This is a genomic window from Streptosporangium sp. NPDC049046 (assembly GCF_040649155.1).
Classification (GTDB): domain Bacteria; phylum Actinomycetota; class Actinomycetes; order Streptosporangiales; family Streptosporangiaceae; genus Streptosporangium.
The window spans coordinates 284998-309041 of the sequence record NZ_JBEZEZ010000010.1 but is presented as its reverse complement, the minus strand read 5'-3'; the positions used below and the strand labels follow the sequence as shown (position 1 = coordinate 309041).

The window sequence follows — 24044 nt, the reverse complement described above, 5'->3', positions numbered from 1 at the left end:
GCCCCCCGCAGAACAAGCTCGCCGCCCCAGACGCCCCACGGCTCCTCGCGCTCCAGCGCGCGGGACGCGGGGCCACCGGCACGGCATGTCATGCGAGGTGGTGGCGGGGATCGGTCAGCGACCCCAACCCGGCGTGGTGCCGCACTTGGCTTTCGCGTTGAGGCAGACCTTCACGAGCGCGCCGAGCGTCTCCGGCGTCCACGCGTTCATGAAGTCCCCGTGGATCGAGGACGGCAGGCCCGACGACAGCGCCAGGCCGTCACCGCCGAGGGAGTCGTAGCCGAGCATGAACGAGAGGTTGGGGACCGCGACCGGGTAGTCACCGGAGCACGTGCCGTTCTTGGCCGGCCCCATGTGCGACTTGTGGTCGGGCGAGTCGATGTGCTTGCCGTCCCAGCAATCCTGGAACGTCAGCTGGTAGATCAGGTTGCCGCCCGGGGCGCAGACGGGCCAGTTGCCGTCGGCGCTACGGCCGGTCTCCGCGCTGCCGGCGCACCAGAACTGGCCGGAGGCACCCTTCGGCGTCGCCACCTGCCGCTTCGCGTCGCCCTGCACCACGCGCAGGCCAGGCGGGAACGGCACGACCTCCGACGGGTCCTTGAGCCGGGAGCCGTAGTACACGCGGAAGTTCTTCATCGGGACCGGCTTGCCGTTCTTCAGCAGGGTCGGTGCCCAGTAGGCGCTGTTGTCCCCAGGAGCGTCACAGGTCGTGGCGCTCTTGAGCAGGTCCTCCGTCGTGGTGTTCGCCGACACCTTCGGGCCGAAGAAGGTGTGCAGGTGGGAGGCGCCGACGAGGCCGGGCAGCACGATCGGGTCGTCCTTGGCCTCGTTGGCCACCGTGCAGTTGGTGTGGAACTCGGGGACCCTCACGATTCCCGCGGGGACCGCCTGGGGCGCGACCTTGTTGTAGACGTCCAGGGCCTTCTTCCACGCGGCCTGGTTCACCGGCACCCAGCCGACGGCGGGCGCGGTGGTGGTCGGGGTGGCGCTGGACGTCGGCTTGGGCGTCGCGGTGGTGGTCGGCTTCGGGGTCGAGGTGGGAGTCGGGGTCGGGTTCGTGGTGCCCGAGCCGGTGCCGAAGACCTGGAACTCCCACAGCGAGACGCCGTACCGGCCGGACCGCTTGGTCGCGTACAGCCGTACGAACCTGCCGGTGGCCGACAGGTTGATGGTCTGGACGCCGCCCTTGCCCGCCGTGGTGCTGTGCACCGTCTTCCAGGGGCCGTTACCGCCGGCGGCGGTCTGGATCTGGAACGCCGTCGCGTAGGCGTTCTCCCAGTTGATGACGATCTTCTTGATGGCGGTGGACCTGCCGAGGTCGACCGCGAGCCACTGTGGGTCGCTGAACTTGCTGCCCCAGCGGGTGCCGGCCTTGCCGTCGACGGCGGCCGCGGCCGACAGGTCACCGCGCTCCGCCGAGGAGGCGGTGGCGGTACGGCCCTGCGAGAGGGGCACCTCGGCCGCGGCGGCCGGAGAGGTGACGCTCACCATGGAGGCGCCCAGGAGGCCGACGAGAACACCGGCCAGCGACAGGCGGCGGACCTGGCGTACGACGGACCCGCGTCCGGCTCGGATGCCGCGCGAGGCGGTTGTGCTCATAGTGAATGAAGTCCTTGTCCTGTTGGGGAATCTCGGAGGGGACGTCTGGCGGCGCTCGCATGTGCCGCCACACAGGAGACCCCCAGGCCACGAGCGGACAACGAAAACTTCGGGAAAGCCCGAAACTTTTGTTGCCCGTTCCGTGCCCGGCCGGACTCGCGGGGGTCGAACTCCCTCCGGCCACAGACCGCCCCGAATGGCACGAGGAAGGTTTCGTATCGGCGCCACCATGGGCGCGGTGGTGCTCGTCTGGCAGTACGGCTACGGCCCCGCCTGATGGAGATCGTCGACAATCGGACGCGCATCGACGAAGCCCAGAACGGGGCAAATGTGACCGGCGGCCGAGAGTCGCCGGAACCGGTGCGGCCCACCCGCACCCGAGAGTGATCGTGGGAGCCCGATAGAGGGGCACCGGCGAGGGCGAGATCAAGAAAGGCGGCCCAGGGTCACGGGCGCCCGGGCCACTTGAGGGAGCAGACATTGACGGTGCGGGTCGAGAACTTCGGGATCTGGATGAGCCTGGATCTCGGTGCGATCCGTCCGTTCGCGAGGCGCTTCACCCGGTAGGCGCCGGGCCGGCCCCGGAAGTAGTACGTGCCGTTATCGTCGCGCGCGCTGCCCGCGACCCCCGGACCCGCGACCGTAACCGACACGCCCCCCACGTGGGCACACCTGAAGACCAGCTTGAGGAGTCCGTACGGCGGTGTCGCCGCAGCCGAGGGAGGTGCGAAGCCGACGGTGGCCACGGCGAGGCTCATCGCGAGCGCGCCTACAAGGACAGGACGCCGGACAATGCTGAGCATGATGATCCTTTCCTGGAGAATTCGGCCACTCTAGCCTCGTCTCCCATATGCGCACCGTGGTTCGGAAAATAGTGAAGCGTTTGCGGGGGCGGATGTCTTCGACGTACTCGGCCAAGGCCTCGGCGGCCCACTGCCAGATCGTCAGCACGGTGCGCCGCCGAGGCGGCGACCCGTTGACCGCCTTGTCGTAGCGGACGCAACAGGCCCTATAGGTGCCGAACTCACCAGCCCGAGGGTTCCGGCCGAAATCGGCCAGATCGAGCATGGCGGCCTCCCCTCGGCGTAACCCCAGCCATAAACGACCTTGAACAGGATGGCGTCGCGAAACGCGGTCAACCAGCCCTTACGACCCCGGGCACGGATCTGCACCACCCGCTCGTCGAGATGATCGAAGAACCGCTGGAGCTCAGAGCGGGTCAGCGGCCGCACCTGCGGACGGCCCTCACAGGACGAGCGATGGCGTGCGGTGTTCCACTCATGGCAGAGCTGCACCGGGTGCGTATCGAGATGCTGCTCGCACTGCTCGGCCCGCCCATAGCGCGGATCGATCGGATACTCGCAGAACAACGCCGGCTCACGCTGGTGGTTACGGACCGTCGAGTGCGCCGGTGGCCGCGGACGTGACAGCAGATGGCTGATCCAGTCCTCGATGTCGGAAGACACCACACGACCTGCCAGAACGCCGATCCGTCCGATGCAAATAGCACATCAGATGCAATATGCATCCTTTTCAGAACATCGAGATTTGATCCGCCATGACGACTGACCTGTGGTGATCTTCTAGGAGGCGTTTTGAGCTGGGCTTTTGGCTTTCGCTGGTTCTCGTCGTTTCGCGCTGTTTCTCGTGCCCATGTGCCCTGGGTGTGCCCTGCCCTCGTAGATCTGGATGATCTCGGATGCCGGGTACCATCACTTGCGAAAACGGGTCGATCATGTCGCTGAGCAGGGATTACGCCTGTGGACATCTCGCGTCACTTCTTGCTGGTTTCGACGCTCCCACGGAACAGCGACGGAACAAGGCACCTCATCGACCAGGTAGCCACGGCCGATCAGCCCGTAGGTTCATCGGGCGCAGACGGCCTAACTCTTCGAAGAACTCCCGCTTGCCGATCTCATACGGAGCGAACTCATCGAGATCCAATTGAGCGTAGGTCAAGCCGCCGTACCGGTCCTCGTCGTGCTCCGCGTCGTAGGCGATCACCGTGCCGTCGGCGTAGACCTCGACCTGCACATGGCCGTACCCCTCGTCATCGAGCGCCAGATAGAACGTGGACGTCCCCCAACTCGCATACTCGTCTCCACGGTCCTCGTCCCACCCTCGCCGGAAATACCTCACTTCATCAGCTTCCTCTCCGAACCGCGTTACCCTGGCCGGAGACGAGAGGGCACCCGTGAGCACAGAAGCCTGGCGCCAGCTCCGGCCACAGCTCATGCTCGGGCAGAGACTACAAGGAACCGTCCTGCCCGCTCCGTGGCCTGCCGGAGTGACCGGAATCTTCGTAGACCTCCACCTCCCCGTGGTCGGCTTCGTAGACGTCCTCCTGCTGCCGCACGACGCTGAGCGCTGGCCAGCGCCTGAAACCGTGACCCAGTTCGAGATCTGGTGGATGGACGACCGACCACAGATCCGCCTCAAGCCTGTTGACCCGGCTTATCTCCGCGATGACTTCGACAAGTGGGCTATGAGGCTTCAGGGGGCCAAGTGACACCCGCTTTAGGAGAGCGTGGCCGGTATTGCTTCCGCATTAGGGATGACCTGCGAGAACACTTTCGATGGCACTCGCCGTTCGCATGATCATCCCGCGTGTGTCCCGCGTCGACCGCGTCACCGCGGGGCGGGCGAGAATCGCGATCATGGATTGACGCTGGCCGTTGCAGATCTGGCCATTCCCCAATGGTTTCAGCGCTGCTATCGTGATCGTAGATCATTTTATTCGGCGGGTTGGGGGCGGCCGCTGTCGATAAGGAGGCTTCCCTGGCCTGCGAGTGGTGCTTGGACAAGAACAATCACCAGGGCTGGTATGGCGAGTGCTTCGTGCAAGTGCTGGCCGCGGCGGCAGGACTTCAGGCAAGCTCTCTCACGCCAGATTGCACCGGCGTCGACTTCGACATCTCTGCGCCGGTCGAGATCGGCGGTGACTTCCCCGCGATGCGCGTCCAGGTCAAGACATGGGCTAAGCCCAAGGGCGATGACGATAACTGGATCTATCCGAGACTGACCGAGAAGAGGTTCAACGCGCTCGCTGGCGGTGAGCGCCGGATTCCTCGCTTTCTTTTCCTGGTCATCGTCCCAGACGATGCGGAGAAGTACGTCAGGGGCAATAAGAACGGTCTTGTGCTTAGCCACGCTGCTTACTGGCTTTCTCTGGCTGATCGCGTCAGGATCGAGAGTCCACGATGCAACGGGACCGTTACCGTACGAGTTCCGAAGGAGAACCTACTCACTGTCAAGAGGTTGAGAGGTCTGCTGGATCCGACGCTGGCGGAGGTGGCCCTGTGAACGAGCTGGCTATCGAACCGGCCAGCCTAACCGGCTACCTTGCCAGCCGCGGTTGGCGAAATGAGGGGACGTGGCGAGGCGCTCAGGTCTGGCAAGGGTCCAATACCCGTCTGCTGATACCTCCACAACGGGAGTACCCGGACGATGACGAGTTGCTCGCTGAGGCGGTCGCGAAGCTGGCTGCACTGGAAGACCGTACTGCCGAAGAGGTCTTGCTCGACATCGCGGAACCACTGGTCGACACTCTCGATATTCGAACTCAGCCGGACACCCCGTCGGGAACGATTCCGCTTCTCTCCGGAGTGCGAGCGATCGACAGCATCTGTGAGCTGCTGGACACCGCCGCGCGGACGGTCGAAGAGGGACCTCGGCTTATCTTCACCGGACGACGCAGCGGTGCAGTACAGGACTTTCTCGGTGGTGTTCGCCTAGGGGCAAGCAAGCCGGGGAGCTATATTTTTACAGCTCGCATTCCATTAGCTTCACGTGCGGTCCAGGCTTCACTTTTCGAGGAGGAGGAAACCGATCCATTTGGCAGACAGGTTCTGGTCGCCTTGGACAAGGCACTCCGATCTGCGAAAACGGCTTGTTCTCAGGTGATTCGGGGAACGGCTTCTTTTGATGTCATTGAAGACTACGTCGAGCAAGGCGTCTCAGCCGATCTCTGTGAAGCTATCAGCGGGCTGGCCGGTCATGGCGTTGACCGCCCATTCTCTGTTTCCGTCAGCTGGGCTCGCGGGCTGAACGCACCCGCCCGCGAGACAATCGGCTTCAGCGCGACTATGGCCGGAGTGCTGAGTCAGACCGCCAAACAGCTGAGAGACCTGTCTCGGATTGGCCAAGCCACTGTCACCGGTGTCATTGAGGCTCTCCACGATGACGGTGTCGAAGCTCCACGCATCAAAATCCGCGGTGAGTTGCAGACTTCATCTTCGGGCTCCCTTGCTCGTGCGATCTGGGTGGTCGTGAATCGCGCTCAGTATGAGAGAGCCGGCGTTCTCCATTACCAGCGAGCCACCGTACGTGTCAGCGGACGCCTCACTACCAATGGCAAGCGTCTGGAGATGCGCCCCGATCGCGCCGATATGGAAGTCATCGGCTGACAGAAAGGATGAACTCGGCGCTCCAGTCCACCTAACCAGGAGTTCCTCCCACGCCTGTGTGCAAGCGACGAACAAAACGCATCGTTCACGCTGGAGGTCAGCGACGTGCGCCGCCTTGGCGACATTCTCGGCAGTCACAGCTGAGAGAGCAGGCACCGCACCTTCGCCAACCCCGGTCACGGCTATGCACTGGAACCCCAATCCCTTCATTCGGTGCACGGTGCCCACCAAGACATAAACCGGGTTGCCTCTACCTGGACGACAGAGGCGTGCTCTACTTTTCGGTAGACGGTGTCGAGGTGCTATATACGCGAGACGAGAGATATAGTATGCCGTGTTCCAGCATTAATTCATGATGTTATTTAAACTGTCGGCCTTAGGGGAAACATGACTGATCAGGAAAAAATCATACAGCTGCTACGTGGTATCTATTATCGATCTCCCGATGAACTGAGTCCTACAGGCGAAAACGCTGCTATCGCTGACGATTTGAGGGTCTTACTTTGTGCTAGTCCACAGCTATTTGAGGACGCTCTGCTGCACGAGCTGCCCGAGGAAGTACTCAAATCGAATTCGGTACCAGATATAGTGTGTTGGGTAATCTCGCTCGACCGTCTTCTTGGCGAGCTAGCCGTAAGTTGCTTGCCTGTCGTGTTTGGAATTGTCCAAGGGCTGATAGACGCTGAATGCACTCGGCGTGCCTTGAAACTCAGAACTTGGCACTTGCCATATGAGGATGATTCTGAGCTTCGGCTAACAGCAGAACTGACGCCACAGGTGTACCATATCGCCACACTATGGCACACCTTGGCGGTTATTGCCTTCCTGCCACATAATTATAAGATAGAGCGAGTCGAACAGCTTCGCTCGCTCGAGCGGGAGGTTGAAAATCGTCCAGATAGTTGGACTCAATCCTTACCCTGGGTCTTGACTGTAGGCCCTTCTCTAAATGACCTTGATATCACGATGACGTTGTGGTTGAGAGAGCGCCACCCAGCAATCGCTGATTGCCTTAAAGACATTGTTGGTTCGTCGTCAGGTCGAATGGAACTTAGGGCACGAGGTATCGAGGCGGTCGCAAATGGCATCGACCCTGTCATGAGTCAAGAATGGTTACTGGATGCTGCGGCAAAGCTACTAGATCAGCGTCGGCATTTGTTTCCCCGTCCTCTAGAGGCGCCGTCGGCCACTTGGTTGGGTGATCCAGATGTCGAAAGTATGCTTCGTGGTGCCTCATATCGGGCTGTCCAAGAATTCGCTGATGTCGTTGCGGCAGATGGAGCCGCTGAAGAAGAAGGTCTTACGCAGAACCTGCTCGCGCGACTAGCCAAACATATCGAGGCAGTACATGCTGCAATTATTTTGGCCGGACCATTCAGTTCCAAACCCAGGATCGAGGTCGAGCGCCGAACGGTGCCCAAAAAGGAGGAAAGTAAGATCGGCGCCGATATCGGTATTGTTGTCTCCGTCGAGATACCTTCGTACGCTAGAATTAGATTTGGTGACCTTATTCAGGTAAAGAAGTCGAACCTATTGCGTGAACCTGGCCCGGGTGCGGATTCCTGGGTCGTCGCTATCGGTCAGCTCGAAGATCTGCTTCGCTGTAGTGCAACAGCCGTGTATTGGATGATCGCCCAGGACGGTACCGTACATGTCGTTCCCGCGAAGATGCTAATGGCGCTGCGTCATGGGCGAGGCAAGCAGAATGCAGGATCTTTCACCGTCCGATATAGCGATATTCGCCATGTTGGAATCCAGCTTGGGCACTATCTATGCGACGTACTCCTTGGTATGTGGGTTGCCAGCTCCAATTCTGAAATACTTTCCATTGCGGACGGAAGCAACAGTCGAACAAGTCCTCTTCACTTGCTCAGCATCTCCATACGGATTGCTAACTAAGGGGGTGTTTGAGAGGTGATCGTGAGACCGTCCTACGACGGGGTACGGGCGAGGTATGACGCGACGGCGATTTTTATCCCTCGGATCTGGTCGATGAGCAGTGGGCGCTGATCGAGCCGTTGCTACCCGTCTCGCACTGGGACGGCCGCCCGGATAAACATCCACGACGAGAGATCGTGGACGCGATCTTATATGTCGTGCTTACCAGCTGCGCCTGGCGAAAACTGCCGGCTGACTTCCCGCCCTGGCAGACGGTCTACTGGCACTTCTCCCGCCGGGAAGAGCACGGCGTGACCCAGCAGATCCTGGATGTGCTGCGCCAACGGGTCCGTCGTACCGAAGGTTGAACCGCGCCGGGATTGTGATGTATCCCGAGTTTGGTGTAGTTGGCTTGGTTGACTCTCATGCCAGCTGGGCGTTCGGGTAGAGCATCTCGTACTCGATGGGGGTGAGCATCCCCAAGGCGCTGTGGCGTCGTTGCCGGTTGTGGAAGATCTCCAGGTACTCGAAGATCGCATTTGCCAGCTCGATCCGGGTCTTCCATCGTTTGCGGTTGAGCAGTTCGGTCTGCATCCCTCCCCAGAACGACTCGATGACCGCGTTATCAAAGCAGTCACCGATCGAGCCCATGGAGGGGACCAGACCGTAGGCTTTGGCGCGCTGGGTAAAGGCCCAGGAGGTGAATTGGGTGGATTCAAGCGGTGCTCGCAACACTTCGTCGTTGGAGGTGTTGCTGAATGGGCCTGGGCAAGAAGCAGCAGGCTGTCCGGTTGTATCGCGGTCAGATCCCCTCGCCGGGGCGGCCGACGGTCGCCTGGCGTGAGGATCGCGTGCGATTTTGGCACGCGATCGCTCGGGGGGTGAGCTCGCAGGAGGCGGCAGTAGGGATCGGCGTGTCGCCGACGGTGGGGACGCGCTGGTTTCGCCAGGCTGGCGGGGTGAGACCCTGCCTTACCCCGACGGTGTCGGGCCGTTACCTGTCGTTCGCGGAACGGGAAGAGATCGCGCTGTGCCGCGCCCGGAAGGTCGGCGTGCGCGAGATCGCGCGGCGTTTGGGGCGGTCACCGTCGACGATCTCCCGCGAGATCCGGCGCAACGCCTCAACGCGAACCTATGCCGTGGAATACCGTGCGACGGTCGCGCAGTGGCACGCCGAGTGTCGAGCCCGCCGGCCCAAGACCGCGAAACTGGTGGCCGACCAGCGGTTGCTTGAGTATGTGCAGGAGCAGCTGGCCGGACAGGTCCGCCAGCCGGACGGCACGCCGGTGGCGGGACCACAGACGACGTCGTGGAAGGGGCGTAACAAACCTCGGCGTCAGGATCGCCGCTGGGCGAGGTCGTGGAGTCCGGAACAGATCACCCATCGGCTGAAGGTCGATTTTCCCGAGGATGACAGCATGCGGATCTCACACGAGGCGATCTATCAGGCCTTGTTCATCCAGGGGCGAGGAGCGCTCAAGCGGGAGTTGGTTGCCTGTCTGCGTACCGGGCGTGCACTGCGGGTGCCGCGTGCACGCGCACGAGACAAAGTCGGTGGCCACGTGAGTGCCGAGGTGCTGATCAGCGCCAGGCCCGCCGAGGCCGAAGATCGCGCGGTCCCGGGTCACTGGGAAGGTGATCTCATCATCGGCACTGGCCGGTCGGCGATCGGCACCCTGGTGGAGCGCATGACACGGTTCACCTTGCTGTTGCACCTGCCCCGGATGGAGGGCTACGGCATCCAAGAGCGCGTGCACAACGGGCCGGCGTTAGCCGGCCGCGGCGCCCACGCCGTGCGAGACGCGATCACCAAAGAGATCACCGGATTTCCCGAGCAGCTACGCCGCTCACTGACCTGGGACCGGGGAACGGAACTGGCCCAGCACACCCAACTGCGCATCGACACCGGCTTGCCGGTCTATTTCGCCGATCCCCATAGCCCCTGGCAGCGTGGCACCAACGAGAACACCAACGGCCTGCTGCGCCAGTACTTTCCCAAGGGCACCGATCTCTCACGATGGGGTGCCGAGGAGTTGACGGCCGTGGCATTCACGCTCAACACCAGACCCCGAAAGACCCTCGGATGGAAGACCCCGGCAGAAGCCTTCAGCGATCACCTAAACTCGCTGCTGAGCAGCAGTGTTGCGACGACCGCTTGAACCCAGGTTGCACCCCGTGATCGGAGTGGATCAGTGTTCCAGGCGACGGAGTGCGGTTGCCGATTGCCATGCCGAGCGCGTTGGTGACCAACGTGTCGGCCTGCGTCGAGTCGATGGACCAGCCCACCACGCGCTGAGAGTAGGCGTCCAGCACGACGCAGCAGTAGACCTTGCCCTCGCGGGTGGGGTGTTCGGTGATGTCGGTGACCCACAGCTGGTTCGGCGCAATGCGGGCGAATCTGCGGTCGACCAGGTCCGCGACGGTGGGTGTTTGCGGGATGGGCCGACGCCGCCGGTTGCCGGGCAGGCCTTTGATGCCGGCCCGGTGCATCAGCATGGCCACCGCTCCATGCCCGACCGCGATGCCTCGCCCCATGGTGAGCTCGGCGTGCACCCGCAGGCCGCCGTAGACGCCGTTGGATGCGGCGTGCACTTTCCGGATTTCGTCGGTCAGCCAGGCATGCCGGAGCGCCCGAGCTGAAGGCGGCCGGTCTCGCCAGGCGTAAAAGCCCGACTCCAAGACGCTTAAGATGCGGCAGCAGACCTCGATAGGCAGTCCTTCGGCAGCCATTACCGCGATGGCCTCGAACCGCCTTTTGGGGGCACCGCCTCTCTCAACAGCTCGGCAGCGCGCCTGGTCACGATCAGCTCGGTCTCCAACTCAGCGATCTTGCGCCGAGCCGCGACCAGCTCGGTGTGATCCGACGAAGTCAGGCCAGGTTTCTGACCGGTGTCGATCAGCTCCTGCTCGCGCCAGTTGTAGATCGTCTGGTCGCTGATCTGTAGATCGGAGGCCACTTGGCGGACGGTTCGACCGGCCTTCAACAGGTCCAGGACCTTACGACGAAACTCGGGGGAGTATCTCCTTGACATGCCGGCCTCTCCAAGGGGGCGGAGGCATGTAAGTCAACCAAAGCGACTCCACGAAAGCCGGAGTACATCAGTTACCTACCGCGCGCAAATAATCGAGGTGTCATTGAACTTTGGGTCAAGCCTACCGACGCTGGCTGGGTCGTCGCGGGACCGTCCGCCCTCTGGTAGGACGCACGAAAGAGCAGCACGATCCGAGTGTCGGTTGAATCTCCCGCTGACGAACGATCACCTGCTAACGATCAAGGTCTTGGCCAGCCCGAGCACCCTGTCCCGTCCCATGCCTGCCTCGTGACCTGCAACTTCAGGTTGGAAAAGGTTGATTCGGGCACTTTGCGAACGGAGCGTACTACGACCCCCGAACGCTGCCTGGATGCCGATATGTACCGGTTGTACACCTGTCGCCCACATGCCCAGTCCATGGATGAGCAGGAGGTGGGCTGGCCATAGCTAGCGGCATGAAACATTGGTGACAATATGAGACGATCTAGGTAGGGACAAGGTTGGCAGTTGCGCGTATTGTCTCTCGCATCCCCCGCCCCATGGGAGAGGACTTGGTGGAGAGTCGCCTCATACCGATCAACGCGATGATCAGTCTTGCTACGCCAGACGGCATTAATCCCGCCGTTCTTGCTGATCAGGGTTATCGTGTGGCGGGTCTTGAAGTGCCCGTAGGGAAGCCGCGACGCTCAGTAGTCGTGGACGTGGTCTTAGCAAATGGGGACACAGGTCATGTCTTGGCGATTGAGTCCAAGTGCGGGGGAAACATAGAAAACGAGCAGTGCGCTAGGTATGCCGAGCTGGACCCTGTTGACGTCGTTCGTAACGCCTACATCGATCTGCATCAGCGGGTGCCACCTACACTGGACGTGATCTATGCCTGTCTCGGGCAGCATGTTGATCGGATACGACTAGGGCTGGACGCCGCTCAGGTAACATTTCCGATACTGGCGGTCCATGATGACAAGATCCTTTTGGAAGGAAGCGCAATCCAGGAACCATTGCGCTCGATCTTCAGAACGCCAGTGAGGCTAGTAGCCTCGCCCTCGCGTCATGTTCCCTTCGATGCAGAATCAAGCGTAGAGATCATCGAGCCGTACGTCCAGACGGCTCTGGTTGCAGCCTTGGCCCAAAGCCTGACGGAGATCAGCCTCGCTGCCCTAACCGAGCAGTCCATCCGACACTTCGCACTGTTCGGCCGAACGGCCCAGACTGCCTTAAAGCGGAAGGTGGGCGAAGCGGCGAGGCGTATCGCCGAGCGGGACGCCTCGACCTTCGAGTACCACGGCCCCCCTCCCAACCGTGATGGATGGGTGACGTTGCTGAGAACCCCGGAGGCTAACGACCCACGAGGGCGCACGCAGGGCTACCAAGCACTCGTTCGTCCAGGTCAATCGAGACGTAGTCGCAGAAGGTCGGTTATCATAGAGGGCCAGATGAACCTTCTGGAAGAGCTGGACAAGGCGGACGAAGGGACGCGCAGCAGTCGCGAAGAGCAAGCTGAGGAGACTCCATGACCGCCCGCACGCAGATGGCCGAGTTCCTCGCTATGAATGCGAGTTCGCCGACTAAAACCTTTGTTTTGGAGGCACATCCAAAGGGTGAGCCGGCTGCCCTTCTCGCCGAATTTTCTGACATGGAAAGCCTTACTGCTACCGATGATGCTTACTTGTTTAAGCTCAGTACAGCTGAAGGTATCTTCTGGGTGGACCAGCTCGATGATCGGTTCTGGAGTTTTCACACGGATATGCCGACAGATGTGGCCGGCTCGTACCTAAATAAGCAGGTCAGCAATCGCCGAGACCTCGACTGGCTGTGGCTACCTTCAGAACATTTGCGTGATCCATGGCCAGGGGCGCAGCGACGTAAGACTCGCACCAAGTTTGAGGGTACAAAGTTACTAGGTGGAACCTCATCGGAGTTCGATGATCTCAAACTACAGGCTTCAGGGCGAGGCGCTGTACTCCTAGACAGATTTCTTCATGAAGAAGGTCTGCGAGCCGCAGCGGCTTACGATGCTGTTGAAGTCGTTGTAGAAGATGAAGCATTCGGAATAATTCGGGAAGGCGTGAACCGGAGAGGGCGTTTTGCCGTGTCTGGAGACTCGCTCGAATTGCATTTTCAATTCGTGCAGAACATCGTCGATCGATACCGGAACCTAGTGACGCTGGCCGAGCAGAAATCTATCTGCTGGCATCATCTCAATGAGAACGATCCAGATGCCGGTGCACGGCCGACAGGCGGACCAATTGGCATTCGGTTCTCTCGCCCGATACCAGATCTCGAAGTATTCATTGATGAGCTATTTTCTTCTCGCGACCCATTTCGCTTGTGGGGAATCGCTCAGGTTTCTGGTAACGAGGCCGAAATAGAAGCTGTTGACCTGCATGTAGGCGAGCAGCTCTCCTTCGATATCGGTGAGCAATGGATGCGCGTCTACCTTAGAAACAATGGCTGCGGTAATACGATCGCTCGTCTAGTTAGTAACCTTCAACATCGATTTGATGCCGCACTTTCCTTCACTGACCCCGAGCTTCAAGCTGCTCTACAAGCTTCGCCGTTGGCGAGCTCCTCGTTATAGAAGAATCGGCGTTAAATCGAATCAAAACAGTGGAGTAGATATTCTCGCGGGGCCGAGTTCCCTGCCAACTCACCACTGACCCTCCTGAGATTTTGACATCAATATCAAGGAAAATGCTGTCCTGCTGCTACGGCATGCACTATTAGCATCGGCTCTTTGTTGCTAAATGTCCTAGATCGGGCGCTCTCTAACCGGATGGGACGCGCCCTTGTTTGGCGAGGATATGGATTTGAAGCGGGGACTAGTAGGGCTTTGTTAGGTCAGCCTGTTGTGGCTGGTCCGCTCGGATCAGCGGGGCAAGGCAGTTACTTACCTGCGGGGACTGCTGCTGGATGGCCGCCGCAAGTCGATGCAGCCGATGGCTGAGCAGCTGGGGGGGGATCATCAGGGCCTGCAGCAGTTCGTCACCTCCTCCACCTGGGACTTCCGCGCGGTCCGCCGGCGCTTGGCCGCGCGCGGTCGACGTGATCGGCCCGGCGGCGTGGGTGATCGACGACACCGGTTTCCCTAAGGACGGCAAGGGATCTCCGGGGGTGGCCCGGCAGTATTCGGGCATGCTGGGCAAGGTCGGCAACTGTCAGATCGGCGTCAGCGTGCACGCCGTCACCGATGCCGTCTCGGCCCCGCTGAACTGGCGGCTGTTCCTGCCCGCTTGTTGGGATCACACCCAGGCGGCCGATGCTCGGACAGCTGAGCAGATCGAGGCGCGCCGCGCCCGCTGCGCCATTCCCGCAACCGAGCGGCATCGCCCCAAGTGGCAGCTGGCTGTGGAGATGCTTGATGAGCTGAGCGCCTGGGGACTGAGGCCCCGGTGGTGGTGGCCGATGCCGGATACGGCGACAACGCTCACCTGCGTGCTGCGCTGGCCGAGCGCGGTGTGGGCTATGTGGTGCAGGTCTCAAGGGCGCGGTCACCGCTCATGCCGCCCATGCGACACCTGAGAGGCTCACCTATCGCGGCCTGGGGCCGCGGCCCCGGCCGCGCTATCGCACCAAGCCGGTCAGCCTGCGCAAGCACGTGCTGGCCGCCGGCCGCACCGCGGCGGTGACCCTGACCTGGTGGGCCGGCTCGAAGGGAAACCTGACCTCACAGTCCGTGATCTTGGCGGTCCGGGTGGCTGGCCGCAAACCCCACCCGGCCACCGACGGCTCACTGCCTGTCAGCCACCTGATCGCGCAATGGCCTCGCGACGAGAGTGAACCGATCAAGTACTGGCTGTCCAACCTGCCCGCCGACACCGCGCCGGCCGAACTGGTCACTTTGGCCAAGATCCGCTGGCGTATCGAACACGACTACCGCGAACTGAAGAGCGCCCTGGGGTTAGACCACTTCGAGGGCCGTTCCTGGACCGGCTGGCACCGCCACGTCACCTTGGTCAGCGCTGCTCACCTGTTGTGCACCGAACTACGCATGAGCTGCCCAAAAGCAGTCGGCGCGGCCTGACGCTCCACATGATCCTCAAAGAGCTCCAGGCCCTGCTGGCCACCTGGGCAGATCGATGCCCCACCTGCTACCAACAACCGCCCTAACCACCTAACAAAGCACTACTAGGAGCTGCAGACCATCAATGAGGTGCTACTCGCTGCATGACAACCGGGTATCCACACTTCGGGGCGAGCCCCCGCCCTGCGCCCCCCTTATCTGTCTGCGCTACAACGCTCATCGTTCCTTTACGAGGTGCGCGGCGATCGCTGTCGCACATCGTTGCGCGTCGCGTACGATCTCGCCTCCCCAGAATGACAGGACAGTCCAGCCTGCAGCCTCCATCGCACTCCGCTTCGCCCGGTCGGCGGCCTGGCGCTCCGGCGAATGATGGTGCTTCCACCCGTCGCAAAACACAGCGACCCGCTGGTCCGGCCAGGCGAAGTCAGCGACCGTGACGGGACGGGGGTTGCCGTCAGTCGAACCGCGATCGCCCCACTCGTACTGCGCATGCCCCCGGGGAACGCCAGCGGTCATGAGCGCGATGGCCAACCGGCGCTCGATGGCTGAACGCGGACGCCCGACGAAGACATCCGAGTAGGTAGCGACCCGGCGGCCGGAAACGTCAGGAGCACCGGCAAAGTGCCGGAGGAAGTCCGCAGCCATACGTCGATCCAGAAGACCCTCTTCCAGCTGATTACCATACGAGCGTAGGCAGGCATAGCAGGACCGCTCACATGAGCAGCCGTCGAGGACCGGGACGAGCACCTGCGCGACTTCGCCGAAGCGCTCGGCGAGCTGACGGAGGTATCCGGCGCCGCCGGGCACTTCCTCATAGAGGACCGCGAGGCGCAGTGAGGCATCGTCGCTCTCTGGATCCGGCCGGGGCCAGTCGAACCCGGCGACCTCGTCTTCCCCCGCCTGGAGGATCACGCGGCAGCCTAGGTCGAGGGCGGCGCGGATGCTGGCGAGGAACTCCTCCAGCCGATTCCCTGGAATATCGAGCTCTTCCAGGTCGGGCAGGATTTGCAGGCAGTCGACACGCCGGTCGACCTGGAGGACACTTGGCTCCAGGCGCTGATTCTGGCACATCGCATCATGCAACTTGATCCGGTTCTTCTGAGCCTGAGTGGGCTTGGGCCCAGGGATAGCGTCGAACCAGAGGCCGCAGCCGGTACAGATGATGAAGCGCTCGCTGTCCCGGTGATCCTTGGCCAGGCGGCCGCGGTTGAGGATGGTCAGATCGGCGCCGCGCTCCCAATGGAGCACCAGCCCGGGCCGTTCGAAAAGCCAGGTCTCGGCGGTGTTGGGGGCGCCGAGGTGGTGGCTGACGTCGAACGGTGAGCGGGCGCGGTGTTCCTCGTCGGCTGTGATGCGCTGACGACGGACCGCGCGCATCGCGCGCATGGGCACACTGAGCTGGGGGTTCAGGTCGTCGCTGTTGCACGACAGGCAGTGGGCGTCGGTGGGGGCGTTCACCGTGTCGCAGCGAGCGCAGAGGTTGACGAACTCGAGAGCGCCGACCCCTTCCGAGTTGACGAGGTTGGCACGGCGGAAGTCCACCTGGTCGACCAGCCACTTGGCGCCCCGGGCGTACACGAGCTGTCCGGGGGCGTAGTCCTTGAGCGCCTGGACCGAGTCCTGCGCCAGCTCGGTCGCCTCCCGCTCCAGCGACAGGGAGGTGGTGTCCGTGGGGAAGGCGTAGGACGGCAGGAATCCCACGTTGCCGAGGTAGGACAGCACGTAGGCACGGGTCCTGTCCGTCCGGCGCATCGCCTCCAGGCTGGCGCTGATGCTCATGACCGCCCTGGCCGCGTCCTTGTGGCCGGCGCGGCTGGTCGCCTGCGTCCACTCCTCCAGCAGGGTCTTCTGCCGGATCCGGTACGGCTCGACCGCCTTGTCGAGATCGGCGATCCACGAGTCGACGACGGATCTGGCCCACTCCTCCGTCAGCCACGGCAGCTCATCGTCTCGCAGCCCGAGCCGGAACGTGCTGTAGACGCGGGCGGCGATCTCCGCGGTGTCTCGGGTGAGGGCGGCCTGGACGTCCTCGACTCCCTGCAGGGTGCCCGCGTGGTCGGTTGTGACCAGGTCCTGCATCCAGTTGGGGAGGTCTTCGCCGCAGAGTTCCAGAGCCATGGCACGGGCGTGACGGGTGATGACGCGCTGGTTGTCCAGCAGGAACGCGGGTGGGCGGATGGCACCCCTGATCATCTCGACGGGACGCGCGTAGTAGTAGCTGTCGTGTGGCATCCCGCCCGCGAAAGTGACGATCAGTGCGACCCGTTCCTCACGGCGACCTGCACGCCCGGCGCGCTGAGCGTAGTTACTCGGCCTCGGTGGGACGTTGCGCAGGATCACAGCGAGCAGCTGCCCGAGGTCGACTCCCAGTTCCAAGGTCATCGTGCAGACGAGCAGGTTAAGGCCGCCGTTCTTGAATTGCTCCTCGATCTGCTCGCGCCTCTCCAGCGGCACTTGGCCGGAGTGCTCTTCTGCCTTCACCACAAGAGGCGCGTCGCCGCTGACCAGCAGTCGCTCATGGTCGGAGTCGTCGCCATGCCAGGGTTCCGGCTTCCCCTTGCAGTTGAAAGTGGTGCAGCGGTTCCGCGGCGACGGGTCAGGATGCACCACACGACAGGCCCGGCAACGGTAGAGGATCTCGCCGGGGTTTCGGATATCGATCTCCTGCGGTGCCACCTGGCGCAGCAGTACCTTCGATCTGCCGGCTCCCACGTAGGTATCCGTGAGCAGGCCGTGACGGACGAGCAGTTCCACCGCGGTGCGCATGGCCCGTTCCTGGTCATCGCTGCCGAGGAGCGCCGGGAAGGCGAGCTTGAGGATTCGTACGGCGGAGCCCTTATAACCCAGGCTCAGGATGTCGGATCCTGGCGGCTTGACTGCGGTCTCGCCGAGGCCGGTGACCGCACCGGCTCCATGCAGGGTCGCCCCGGCTTCGACGAGTTCGGCCTCGATCTTCGCGTCCAGGCGGGCGCGGAGCAGCTCGTGCCCGACTCCTCCTCTGGTCCGGACCAGGTCCAGGACACGGGCGAGCATCCACTTGATGGCGGAGGTGTCCGAGCCCAGCAGAGCAATGAGCGGTCCAAGGTCGCTCGCGGCGAGACGTTCCAAAGCGGGGTAGCCGATGGTGATGACACCGAGCCGTTCCAGCGACGGCGGGCGCCGCTCGTTGCTGGCGATCTCCCCGAGCACGTCCCATTCGCATACCCGCAGGGCCCGCTGGCGAGCATCGGCTCCCGCCGGGTCGGCGTAGAGTCCAGTTTCCCGGCCACGTTGGAACACGTCCTGCACAAGGCCGTTAAAGCTCGGAGACGGTTGGCCGGCGTTCGCACGGGCTCGAAGGCTTTCCACGATCATGCGGCGGACTCGTACTGCACGGGACCTGTCACGTGTGTAGCCGGCCTGGAAGGCCGTGTCCTGGCGAGAGTCGGCGAACACCAGGAGTCGCCGGAGCATGTCGTCTTCGCTCTGCTCCGCCAGCCCGGTGTGCAGGCTGAACGCAGCCGCGGTGACGGCCGCGGCGGTCCGGGCGGTGAATCCCTGGACAGCTCCGCCGTTCGGCCGGCCATACCCGCAGACAGGACAGCGCGTCAAGGGGCGTCCCGGATCGGCCACCGCGACGAACACCTCGCGGGTCGGAGCTCCGCAGCCGAGACAGGTGGGACCGCCAGCACTCGCGCCACAGACAGTGCACCGGCATTCCGGGTACCAGACCCGACTGCGCGGGCCGGGTTCCTCCATCGGGTCGTCCGTGATCAGGCGGCGTGCGACGTACCGGACAGGGGCTCCTTCCGGATCGTCGCTCTCAAGATCGTAATCCTGGCCGCACCCGAGACATACCCCGAGGGCCGTAGTAGCCCGAGCATCACAGACAGAGCAGGTGGTCGCCCCGTCGAGCAGCAGGTGTTCACCTTCCCCCGCACACCTCACGGGGTTGGGCAGCCCACGCAGGAACAGGTGGACCTTGGCCTCGAGAACGGGAGGCCCGGCAGGTGAGTGCGTTCCCGCGCCGAGCAGCAGCCAACCCGCGACCTCATCGTGCAGCGCGGCAAGGTCCGAGCCCGATCGGTGCGGCAGCCTGGCGAAGGCCTCGACCAGCTCGGCGATCGTCCGCGGCTCGGACAGCTCAGCCCGGAGGAAGTCCAGGACCGGGCTCTTCTCCGGGTCCCCGAGGACTTCCCGCAGCCGCGCCGTGTCGCCGCCATCGGCGAGCGCTTCCCGGAGCCGCTGGCGATCGGGGGCGGCACCGATGGCGCCGAGGTCGGGGACGGGATGTGGAACCGCGGTCTCCTCGACGATCGCATCCACGTCGAAGGGGGACGCGAAGAGCCGGGTCGCGAAGTCGGCCGTCCTTCGCAGGTCCGTGTCGTGATCGCCCCCGGCGCTGACGGTCGCGGAAAGCCCGACGCAGACCAGGCCGGAAGCATCGACGTGCCCGCGCAGGCGGCGAACAAGCCCGGCGATCTCTGTTCCGAGCGCACCTTGGTAGGTGTGCACCTCGTCGAGGACCATGTGACGCAGGACGCCGTCACCAAAGAGCTTCCGGTCGTCTCTCCTGGTCAGGATGTACTCCAGCATGGAGTAGTTGGTCAGCAGGATGTCGGGCGGGTTGTCCTGGAGCCGGTTGCGCTCATGCTGCGGGGTGGCGCCGGTGTAGACGCCGTAGCTGAGGCCGAGCGCCTGGCAGGCCACCGCGACGCGGTCCTGCTGGTCGTTAACGAGCGCGTTCATGGGGTAGAGCAGGATGGCCTTCACCCCGCGCGCGTAGCGGTTGGCGAAGGCGTGTGCGACGACGGGGATCAGGAACGACTCGGTCTTACCTGAGCCGGTGCCGGTAGCAACCAGGGTGTTCTGGCCCCGGTGGAGCCGAGTAACGGCCGCGACCTGGTGAGTGAAGAGCCGCTCCACCCTCGGGAAGGCCTTGACGATCTCGGCGGGGAGGCCGATCCGGTCGGCGAGTTCCGCAAGAGTCGCGTCGAGCTGGAACCGAGGCTGCACCGACAGGTACGGCCCGCGCCACAGCAGCGCCTGCTCGTCCACCAGCCGGTCGAACTGCGCCCTGAGGCTAGGGTCCGCGATCGGGTAGGTGGTCCACGTGAAGCGCCGGTAGTCGTCGCGCAACCGCTCGGCCAGCTCCAGCGGGTTCATACCGGGCGCCTCCATCGGCCTGTCGTCGAACTCATCATTATGTTCAGGTAAGCCCCTGACAACAGGGGCTTACCTGAACAATCAATGTAACGGATACCACCGACAAACCGGCTTGGAACGAAGGTGCCGTCAATCGGCCAGACGGATGAAATGCCTTCGAATGAGGTTCTTGTAGTCCTCGTCAGGACGAACCGGGCTGCCCTCGCTGTCAGCGCTCTGCTTGAAGTCGGCAAGAATCAGCTCCAGGTGATCCGCCGACAGCCCGTAGAGGTGTGCTATGCGGGCGTCCAGTTCGGCTCGGAGCTCCCGTTCTTCCGCCTTGCTCAAGGGGGCGCACTCGACGCCGAGCACCTCGGCCAGCTCGTCGAACTCTGGCGTACGGCAGGTCAGCCGGGCCGAGAGTCGTACAATCTCCGCACCCAGACCGTGAGCGAGCGGAACATCTGCGATGGGAACGGTTGCCATAACCGATTTACTCACATTACTCGAGACCTTCCGCCTCACCACGAAATCCAGCGTTACGCTGTTTAGCACCCCCACCACAAACATCATTGCTTGTGCGCTCAGGATCGTCCGATATCCGTTCGACGCATGATCAAATTCTGATCTATAGAAGAAGTGAAGCGTGTCACCCAATGCTGTTCCCGGAGGCACCACAGCGGCGATCAGCGTCCGCTCATTTGCGGCACTCGCCTTTCTCCGCACGACAGGACGATAGTGATCTGCCGGAATTTCCAGAACTCCACCCCGCGGTCCAGTTACAAGCAAGCCTTCCTCTCCACGATGCCGCGACAGCCCTCTTACGTCCTTCTTTTTTGCCCGCTTCCTAACACGGTTCACAAGAGCTTGCTCACCGACTTCTTCCTTAAGATGATATGTCGGCTCGGCAAAATGGTGCACAAACTGGTGGATGTGCTTGCCCTCACGCATCGGTAGACCAATCGCGTCCACTGCGAAGAGGTGCTTATCGTCGTCCATATGAAACTCACGTCCCCAGTCGATCCACCAACTACCGGCGGACATCTCATCGAGGAGATACGGCTTGCCCGCGTAGATGGTGGTAAGGAGATCAAGCAGCTCAGGATCGCGGGTGTCCGGGATGGCAAGGGTCTCGGGGGCGAGGGCCTGGATAGTGGCGCGCGGGATGGGCAGGGTACGCCGTTCAAGATCCAGCAGGTGCTCCAGGTAGGCGACGTCGCTGGTGAACAGCAGCGGGTCCGTCGAGCCACCGTTTCGCGCCACCAGGAGCAGAAACTGCTCGCTGCGATGGATCGGAAAGATGCCGTTGACGTTGTCACAGAGCACGAACTGCTCCACGGTGCAGCGGTCCAGCAACTCCCGGCGATGCTCTGCAGTGGCAGCGTCGGAGACCACTCCTGAGTCGATGACCAGGCCGATCCGGCCACCGGGCGCGAGTAGAGTCAGCTCCCGCTCCAGGAAGGTCCGGTAGTAGTTGAACGTCGTCCCATGGGAATACAGCATCCGGTAGACACCGGACTTTCCGATGAAGCTCTTCACTCCAGACAGCTGAATGTCGGCCTGCTCCGCCGCGGCCTGCACTTCTGGACGCTCGTCAAGCTCCGCCTGCCGCGCCTCCTTCTCATCCTTCTTCTTCAACAGCGAATACGAGGGGTCAAAGCGGCCGTAGAACTCGGCGGCCTTGAACGTGATGCTCTCCCACGGCGGATTACCGATCATCACGTCGAAGCCTGCGTTAGCCCGCCGCCTGCCCTCGTTGTCGAAGAAGACCTCGGGGAACTCGACCTCCCAGTGAAAGGGGCGAACTTGCTTCCGGATGCGCTCGGTTACCCCGTGCAGGTGTGGAGGGAGCTCCTTACCGCCCTTGATATCCTTCCGGCGGTTCACCCATTGGGCGCTGTTGCCCTTGAACCTTTCGACCTCGTAGAAGGGAGCAACCCACCAGTCTCCGAGCTCCTGGAGGCGGGTGAAGTCATCGCCTTTCAGTAGGCGGGTAAAGCGCTGCTCCTTGGCCCGGATCTGGAGCCGGTCGTCCGAGGGGTCTGTGGCGAGGCTCCGCCGTACCCGGGTGACCATGGCGAGGTCGGGTTCCGGCAGCTCGAATAGCGTTGCCTGGAAGTCGTTCTCCGGCAGGGCAGCAGCCTTACCTCCGCGTCCGCCCTGCGCCGGCGCGGGAACGCCTTCCCAGCTGTCGAAGCTCGCGCCGACAACGGCGTTACCACACCGCAGGTGCGCGTCGAGGAAGGACAACGGCTTGCCGATTGCCGCCGTGGCGAGCCAGAGGGAGACCTTGGCCAGCTCCACCGCCATAGGGTTGAGATCTACGCCGTAGATGCAGCGTTCGACGATGAGGCGCCGGTAGGCGGCCCGCTGGGCGTCGTCCAGCTTGTGGTCGAGGATCTCGCCCTCCCTCGCGAGGGCTTCACCGTACGCCTCGGTGAGCCGGTGCACGGCGGGTACCAGGAATGCGCCCGACCCCATCGCGGGGTCGCAGACCCGTAGGTTGAGGATCTGCTCGGGGGTGGTGTTCTCGGTGAGTGGGCGCAGCGTCTCACCGACGACGAAGTGGGCCAGCGGACGGGCGGTGTAGTAGGAGCCGGAGCCTTTGCGCTGCCCAGTCGCCTCGAAGAGGTAGAAGGTGCCCGCGTCGTAGTGCTCCAGCACATCGGCTCCCTCGGGGAGCCGATCGACGTCGAGGACCTGGAAGACGGCCGACTGGCCGCGGCCGATCCGGGCCAGCGCCTTCGGCACGTCGGCGATCTGTGACTCGAAGGAGAGCAGGCCCTCGTAGATGCTGCCGAGCTGCTCGACGCCGAGCTCCCGGTAGTTGACCGGGCGGCGCCCTACGGTCTGACTCCCCTTGGCGCTCTTGATCGGCTCGGTGTAGGAAAGGGCGTCGATGACGTCTCGGACGAAGGTGTCGCCTACGGTCAGAGCCGGGGCATCGAGCAGGAGGCATTTCGCCGGATCAAAGAGCCCGCCGTCGAAAGCCGTGATCTGGAGCTCCCCGGCGTCGGCGCCGTCGCGAAGCATGCCCCATTGGGCACGCAGCGTGCTCCACAGGTATCCACCGTCGGGCGTCCACACAGAGCCAGGATCGATGATCTGTTTACGGAGGCCGCGCAGAGAGTACCCGTGGTCATAGGCGGGCGTCCCAACCGGGAGCAGGCCGCGGTCCTCGGCGTACGCGACGAACAGCAGCCGATATGCGATCTTGAGTGCGTCGGCGAAGAGTTCCCGAGGCGCCGGAACCGACTCACCGCGGCGACGCCAGTCAGCGAGCGCGCCGTTCGCGATGGCCCTCAGGGCCTTTCGCACGCCTCCCGACAGGTTCTCGCTGACGGAGGTGGCGGCATCGGCGCTGGCCATTTCGACCCGGTCCCACAGGGACTGCCTGTTGCCGTCCTGGATGAAGGCCTCGGGGCGGAGCAGCGCCCACAAGACCCTCCACTCGTGGTCGTCCCCCAGCTCCGCGAGCCCGGCGAGATCGACAGCGAGATAGCTTGCCTCTCCCCCGAGCCCGGGGTCACGCCGGATCACCCGCAGCTCCGACCCGTTGCTGAGCAGGACGGCGGGCAACGTTCCCTCGCGGGCACACACTTCGGCCTGGCGCTGCGGGCGCAGCTTTCCCGTGCGCCGTCCGCTCGGTGCGGTATCAAGGTGCTGCCCAGGGGGCGTGATCAGCACCCATACCAGGTCGTCCATCTCCCCCCGTGCGGTAACCGGATCGTCGACTCCAGGGAGGGTGGCGGGGAACCGCCAGCCGAATGAGCCGAGCCAGGTGAGCATCCACTTACGGGTCTGGCCTGCCGTACTGGTCTCGTCGATGTCGGCGATCAGGCGGCGGAGCTCCCGCCGTGCTTCCCGGATGCCCGCTTCGGCGTCCTCCGCCCCAACCCGACCCCGCTCCTCATGCAGGAAGAGACCAGGGTCGGACAGATAGTAAGTGGAGAGGGTCGTTCCGGCGACCGTGATGTTTAGCAT

The 24044-nt window shown here is 63.1% G+C and carries 16 protein-coding genes and 3 pseudogenes; 10 read left to right on the top strand and 9 right to left on the bottom strand.

Annotated elements, in window-relative coordinates; genetic code table 11:
* Window positions 1-114 precede the first annotated feature (114 nt).
* From AB0B96_RS17170 to AB0B96_RS17155, 4 genes are all read right to left on the bottom strand, one after another.
* Window positions 115-1599, bottom strand: coding sequence for a DUF1996 domain-containing protein (locus tag AB0B96_RS17170; protein ID WP_362899627.1), 1485 nt, complete (start codon window positions 1597-1599; stop codon window positions 115-117).
* Between the two features lie 446 nt (window positions 1600-2045).
* Window positions 2046-2402 carry a hypothetical protein gene (locus AB0B96_RS17165; RefSeq protein ID WP_362899625.1) on the bottom strand — a complete coding sequence of 119 codons (357 nt, stop codon included), beginning with the start codon at window positions 2400-2402 and terminating at the stop codon, window positions 2046-2048.
* 141 nt (window positions 2403-2543) lie between these two features.
* On the bottom strand, window positions 2544-3065 hold the full coding sequence (locus AB0B96_RS17160; protein ID WP_362899623.1) for a hypothetical protein: 522 nt from the start codon (window positions 3063-3065) through the stop codon (window positions 2544-2546).
* 361 nt (window positions 3066-3426) lie between these two features.
* Window positions 3427-3738: a hypothetical protein gene (locus AB0B96_RS17155; protein WP_362899621.1), complete on the bottom strand. Its 312-nt coding sequence runs from the start codon at window positions 3736-3738 to the stop codon at window positions 3427-3429.
* A gap of 148 nt (window positions 3739-3886) precedes the next feature.
* On the opposite strand from AB0B96_RS17155, the gene AB0B96_RS17150 reads away from it, so the two are divergent.
* The 5 genes and pseudogenes from AB0B96_RS17150 to AB0B96_RS17130 form a co-directional block, all read left to right on the top strand.
* Window positions 3887-4108, top strand: coding sequence for a hypothetical protein (locus AB0B96_RS17150; RefSeq protein ID WP_362899619.1), 222 nt, complete (start codon window positions 3887-3889; stop codon window positions 4106-4108).
* A 287-nt stretch (window positions 4109-4395) separates the two neighbouring features.
* Entirely contained in the window at window positions 4396-4902 is a 507-nt protein-coding gene (locus AB0B96_RS17145) for a DUF4365 domain-containing protein (protein ID WP_362899617.1), read from the top strand.
* Window positions 4899-6005 (top strand): hypothetical protein, encoded by a 1107-nt coding sequence (locus AB0B96_RS17140; protein WP_362899615.1) that lies wholly within the window; start codon window positions 4899-4901, stop codon window positions 6003-6005. Before AB0B96_RS17145 ends, AB0B96_RS17140 begins: the two co-directional genes overlap by 4 nt.
* Window positions 6006-6392: 387 nt before the next feature.
* Entirely contained in the window at window positions 6393-7904 is a 1512-nt protein-coding gene (locus AB0B96_RS17135; protein WP_362899613.1) for a hypothetical protein, read from the top strand.
* A gap of 86 nt (window positions 7905-7990) precedes the next feature.
* Window positions 7991-8239, top strand: a pseudogene (locus AB0B96_RS17130) (transposase); the annotation flags it as partial.
* 67 nt (window positions 8240-8306) lie between these two features.
* Here AB0B96_RS17130 and AB0B96_RS17125 read toward each other — a convergent pair.
* Window positions 8307-8591, bottom strand: a pseudogene (locus AB0B96_RS17125) (IS3 family transposase); the annotation flags it as partial.
* A 50-nt stretch (window positions 8592-8641) separates the two neighbouring features.
* On the opposite strand from AB0B96_RS17125, the gene AB0B96_RS17120 reads away from it, so the two are divergent.
* Window positions 8642-10042, top strand: a complete 1401-nt coding sequence (locus AB0B96_RS17120; RefSeq protein ID WP_362899611.1) for an IS30 family transposase — start codon at window positions 8642-8644, stop codon at window positions 10040-10042.
* Here AB0B96_RS17120 and AB0B96_RS17115 read toward each other — a convergent pair.
* Together AB0B96_RS17115 and AB0B96_RS17110 are read right to left on the bottom strand one after the other, a co-directional pair.
* Complete coding sequence (locus tag AB0B96_RS17115; RefSeq protein WP_362899609.1) at window positions 9990-10613, bottom strand: IS3 family transposase; 624 nt, start codon at window positions 10611-10613, stop codon at window positions 9990-9992. The two genes, AB0B96_RS17120 and AB0B96_RS17115, sit on opposite strands and share 53 nt — an antisense overlap.
* A complete protein-coding gene (locus AB0B96_RS17110) occupies window positions 10613-10915 on the bottom strand; it encodes a transposase (RefSeq protein WP_362899607.1) in 303 nt (100 codons plus the stop codon). The genes AB0B96_RS17115 and AB0B96_RS17110 overlap by 1 nt, the downstream gene beginning before the upstream one ends.
* 539 nt (window positions 10916-11454) lie before the next feature.
* On the opposite strand from AB0B96_RS17110, the gene AB0B96_RS17105 reads away from it, so the two are divergent.
* The 4 genes and pseudogenes from AB0B96_RS17105 to AB0B96_RS17090 all read left to right on the top strand — a co-directional run bounded on the left by AB0B96_RS17105 (window position 11455) and on the right by AB0B96_RS17090 (window position 14936).
* A complete protein-coding gene (locus AB0B96_RS17105; protein ID WP_362899605.1) occupies window positions 11455-12429 on the top strand; it encodes a hypothetical protein in 975 nt (324 codons plus the stop codon).
* Entirely contained in the window at window positions 12426-13493 is a 1068-nt protein-coding gene (locus tag AB0B96_RS17100; protein ID WP_362899603.1) for a hypothetical protein, read from the top strand. The genes AB0B96_RS17105 and AB0B96_RS17100 overlap by 4 nt, the downstream gene beginning before the upstream one ends.
* A 268-nt stretch (window positions 13494-13761) precedes the next feature.
* A pseudogene (locus AB0B96_RS17095) lies at window positions 13762-14541 on the top strand (IS701 family transposase).
* Window positions 14511-14936, top strand: a complete 426-nt coding sequence (locus AB0B96_RS17090; protein WP_362899601.1) for a transposase — start codon at window positions 14511-14513, stop codon at window positions 14934-14936. The pseudogene AB0B96_RS17095 and the gene AB0B96_RS17090 overlap by 31 nt, the downstream one beginning before the upstream one ends.
* A gap of 216 nt (window positions 14937-15152) precedes the next feature.
* Here the strand turns inward: AB0B96_RS17090 and AB0B96_RS17085 are convergent, their stop codons facing one another.
* Together AB0B96_RS17085 and AB0B96_RS17080 are read right to left on the bottom strand one after the other, a co-directional pair.
* Window positions 15153-20081 (bottom strand): DEAD/DEAH box helicase, encoded by a 4929-nt coding sequence (locus tag AB0B96_RS17085; RefSeq protein ID WP_362899599.1) that lies wholly within the window; start codon window positions 20079-20081, stop codon window positions 15153-15155.
* Window positions 20082-20210: 129 nt separating this feature from the next.
* Complete coding sequence (locus AB0B96_RS17080) at window positions 20211-24044, bottom strand: N-6 DNA methylase (protein ID WP_362899597.1); 3834 nt, start codon at window positions 24042-24044, stop codon at window positions 20211-20213.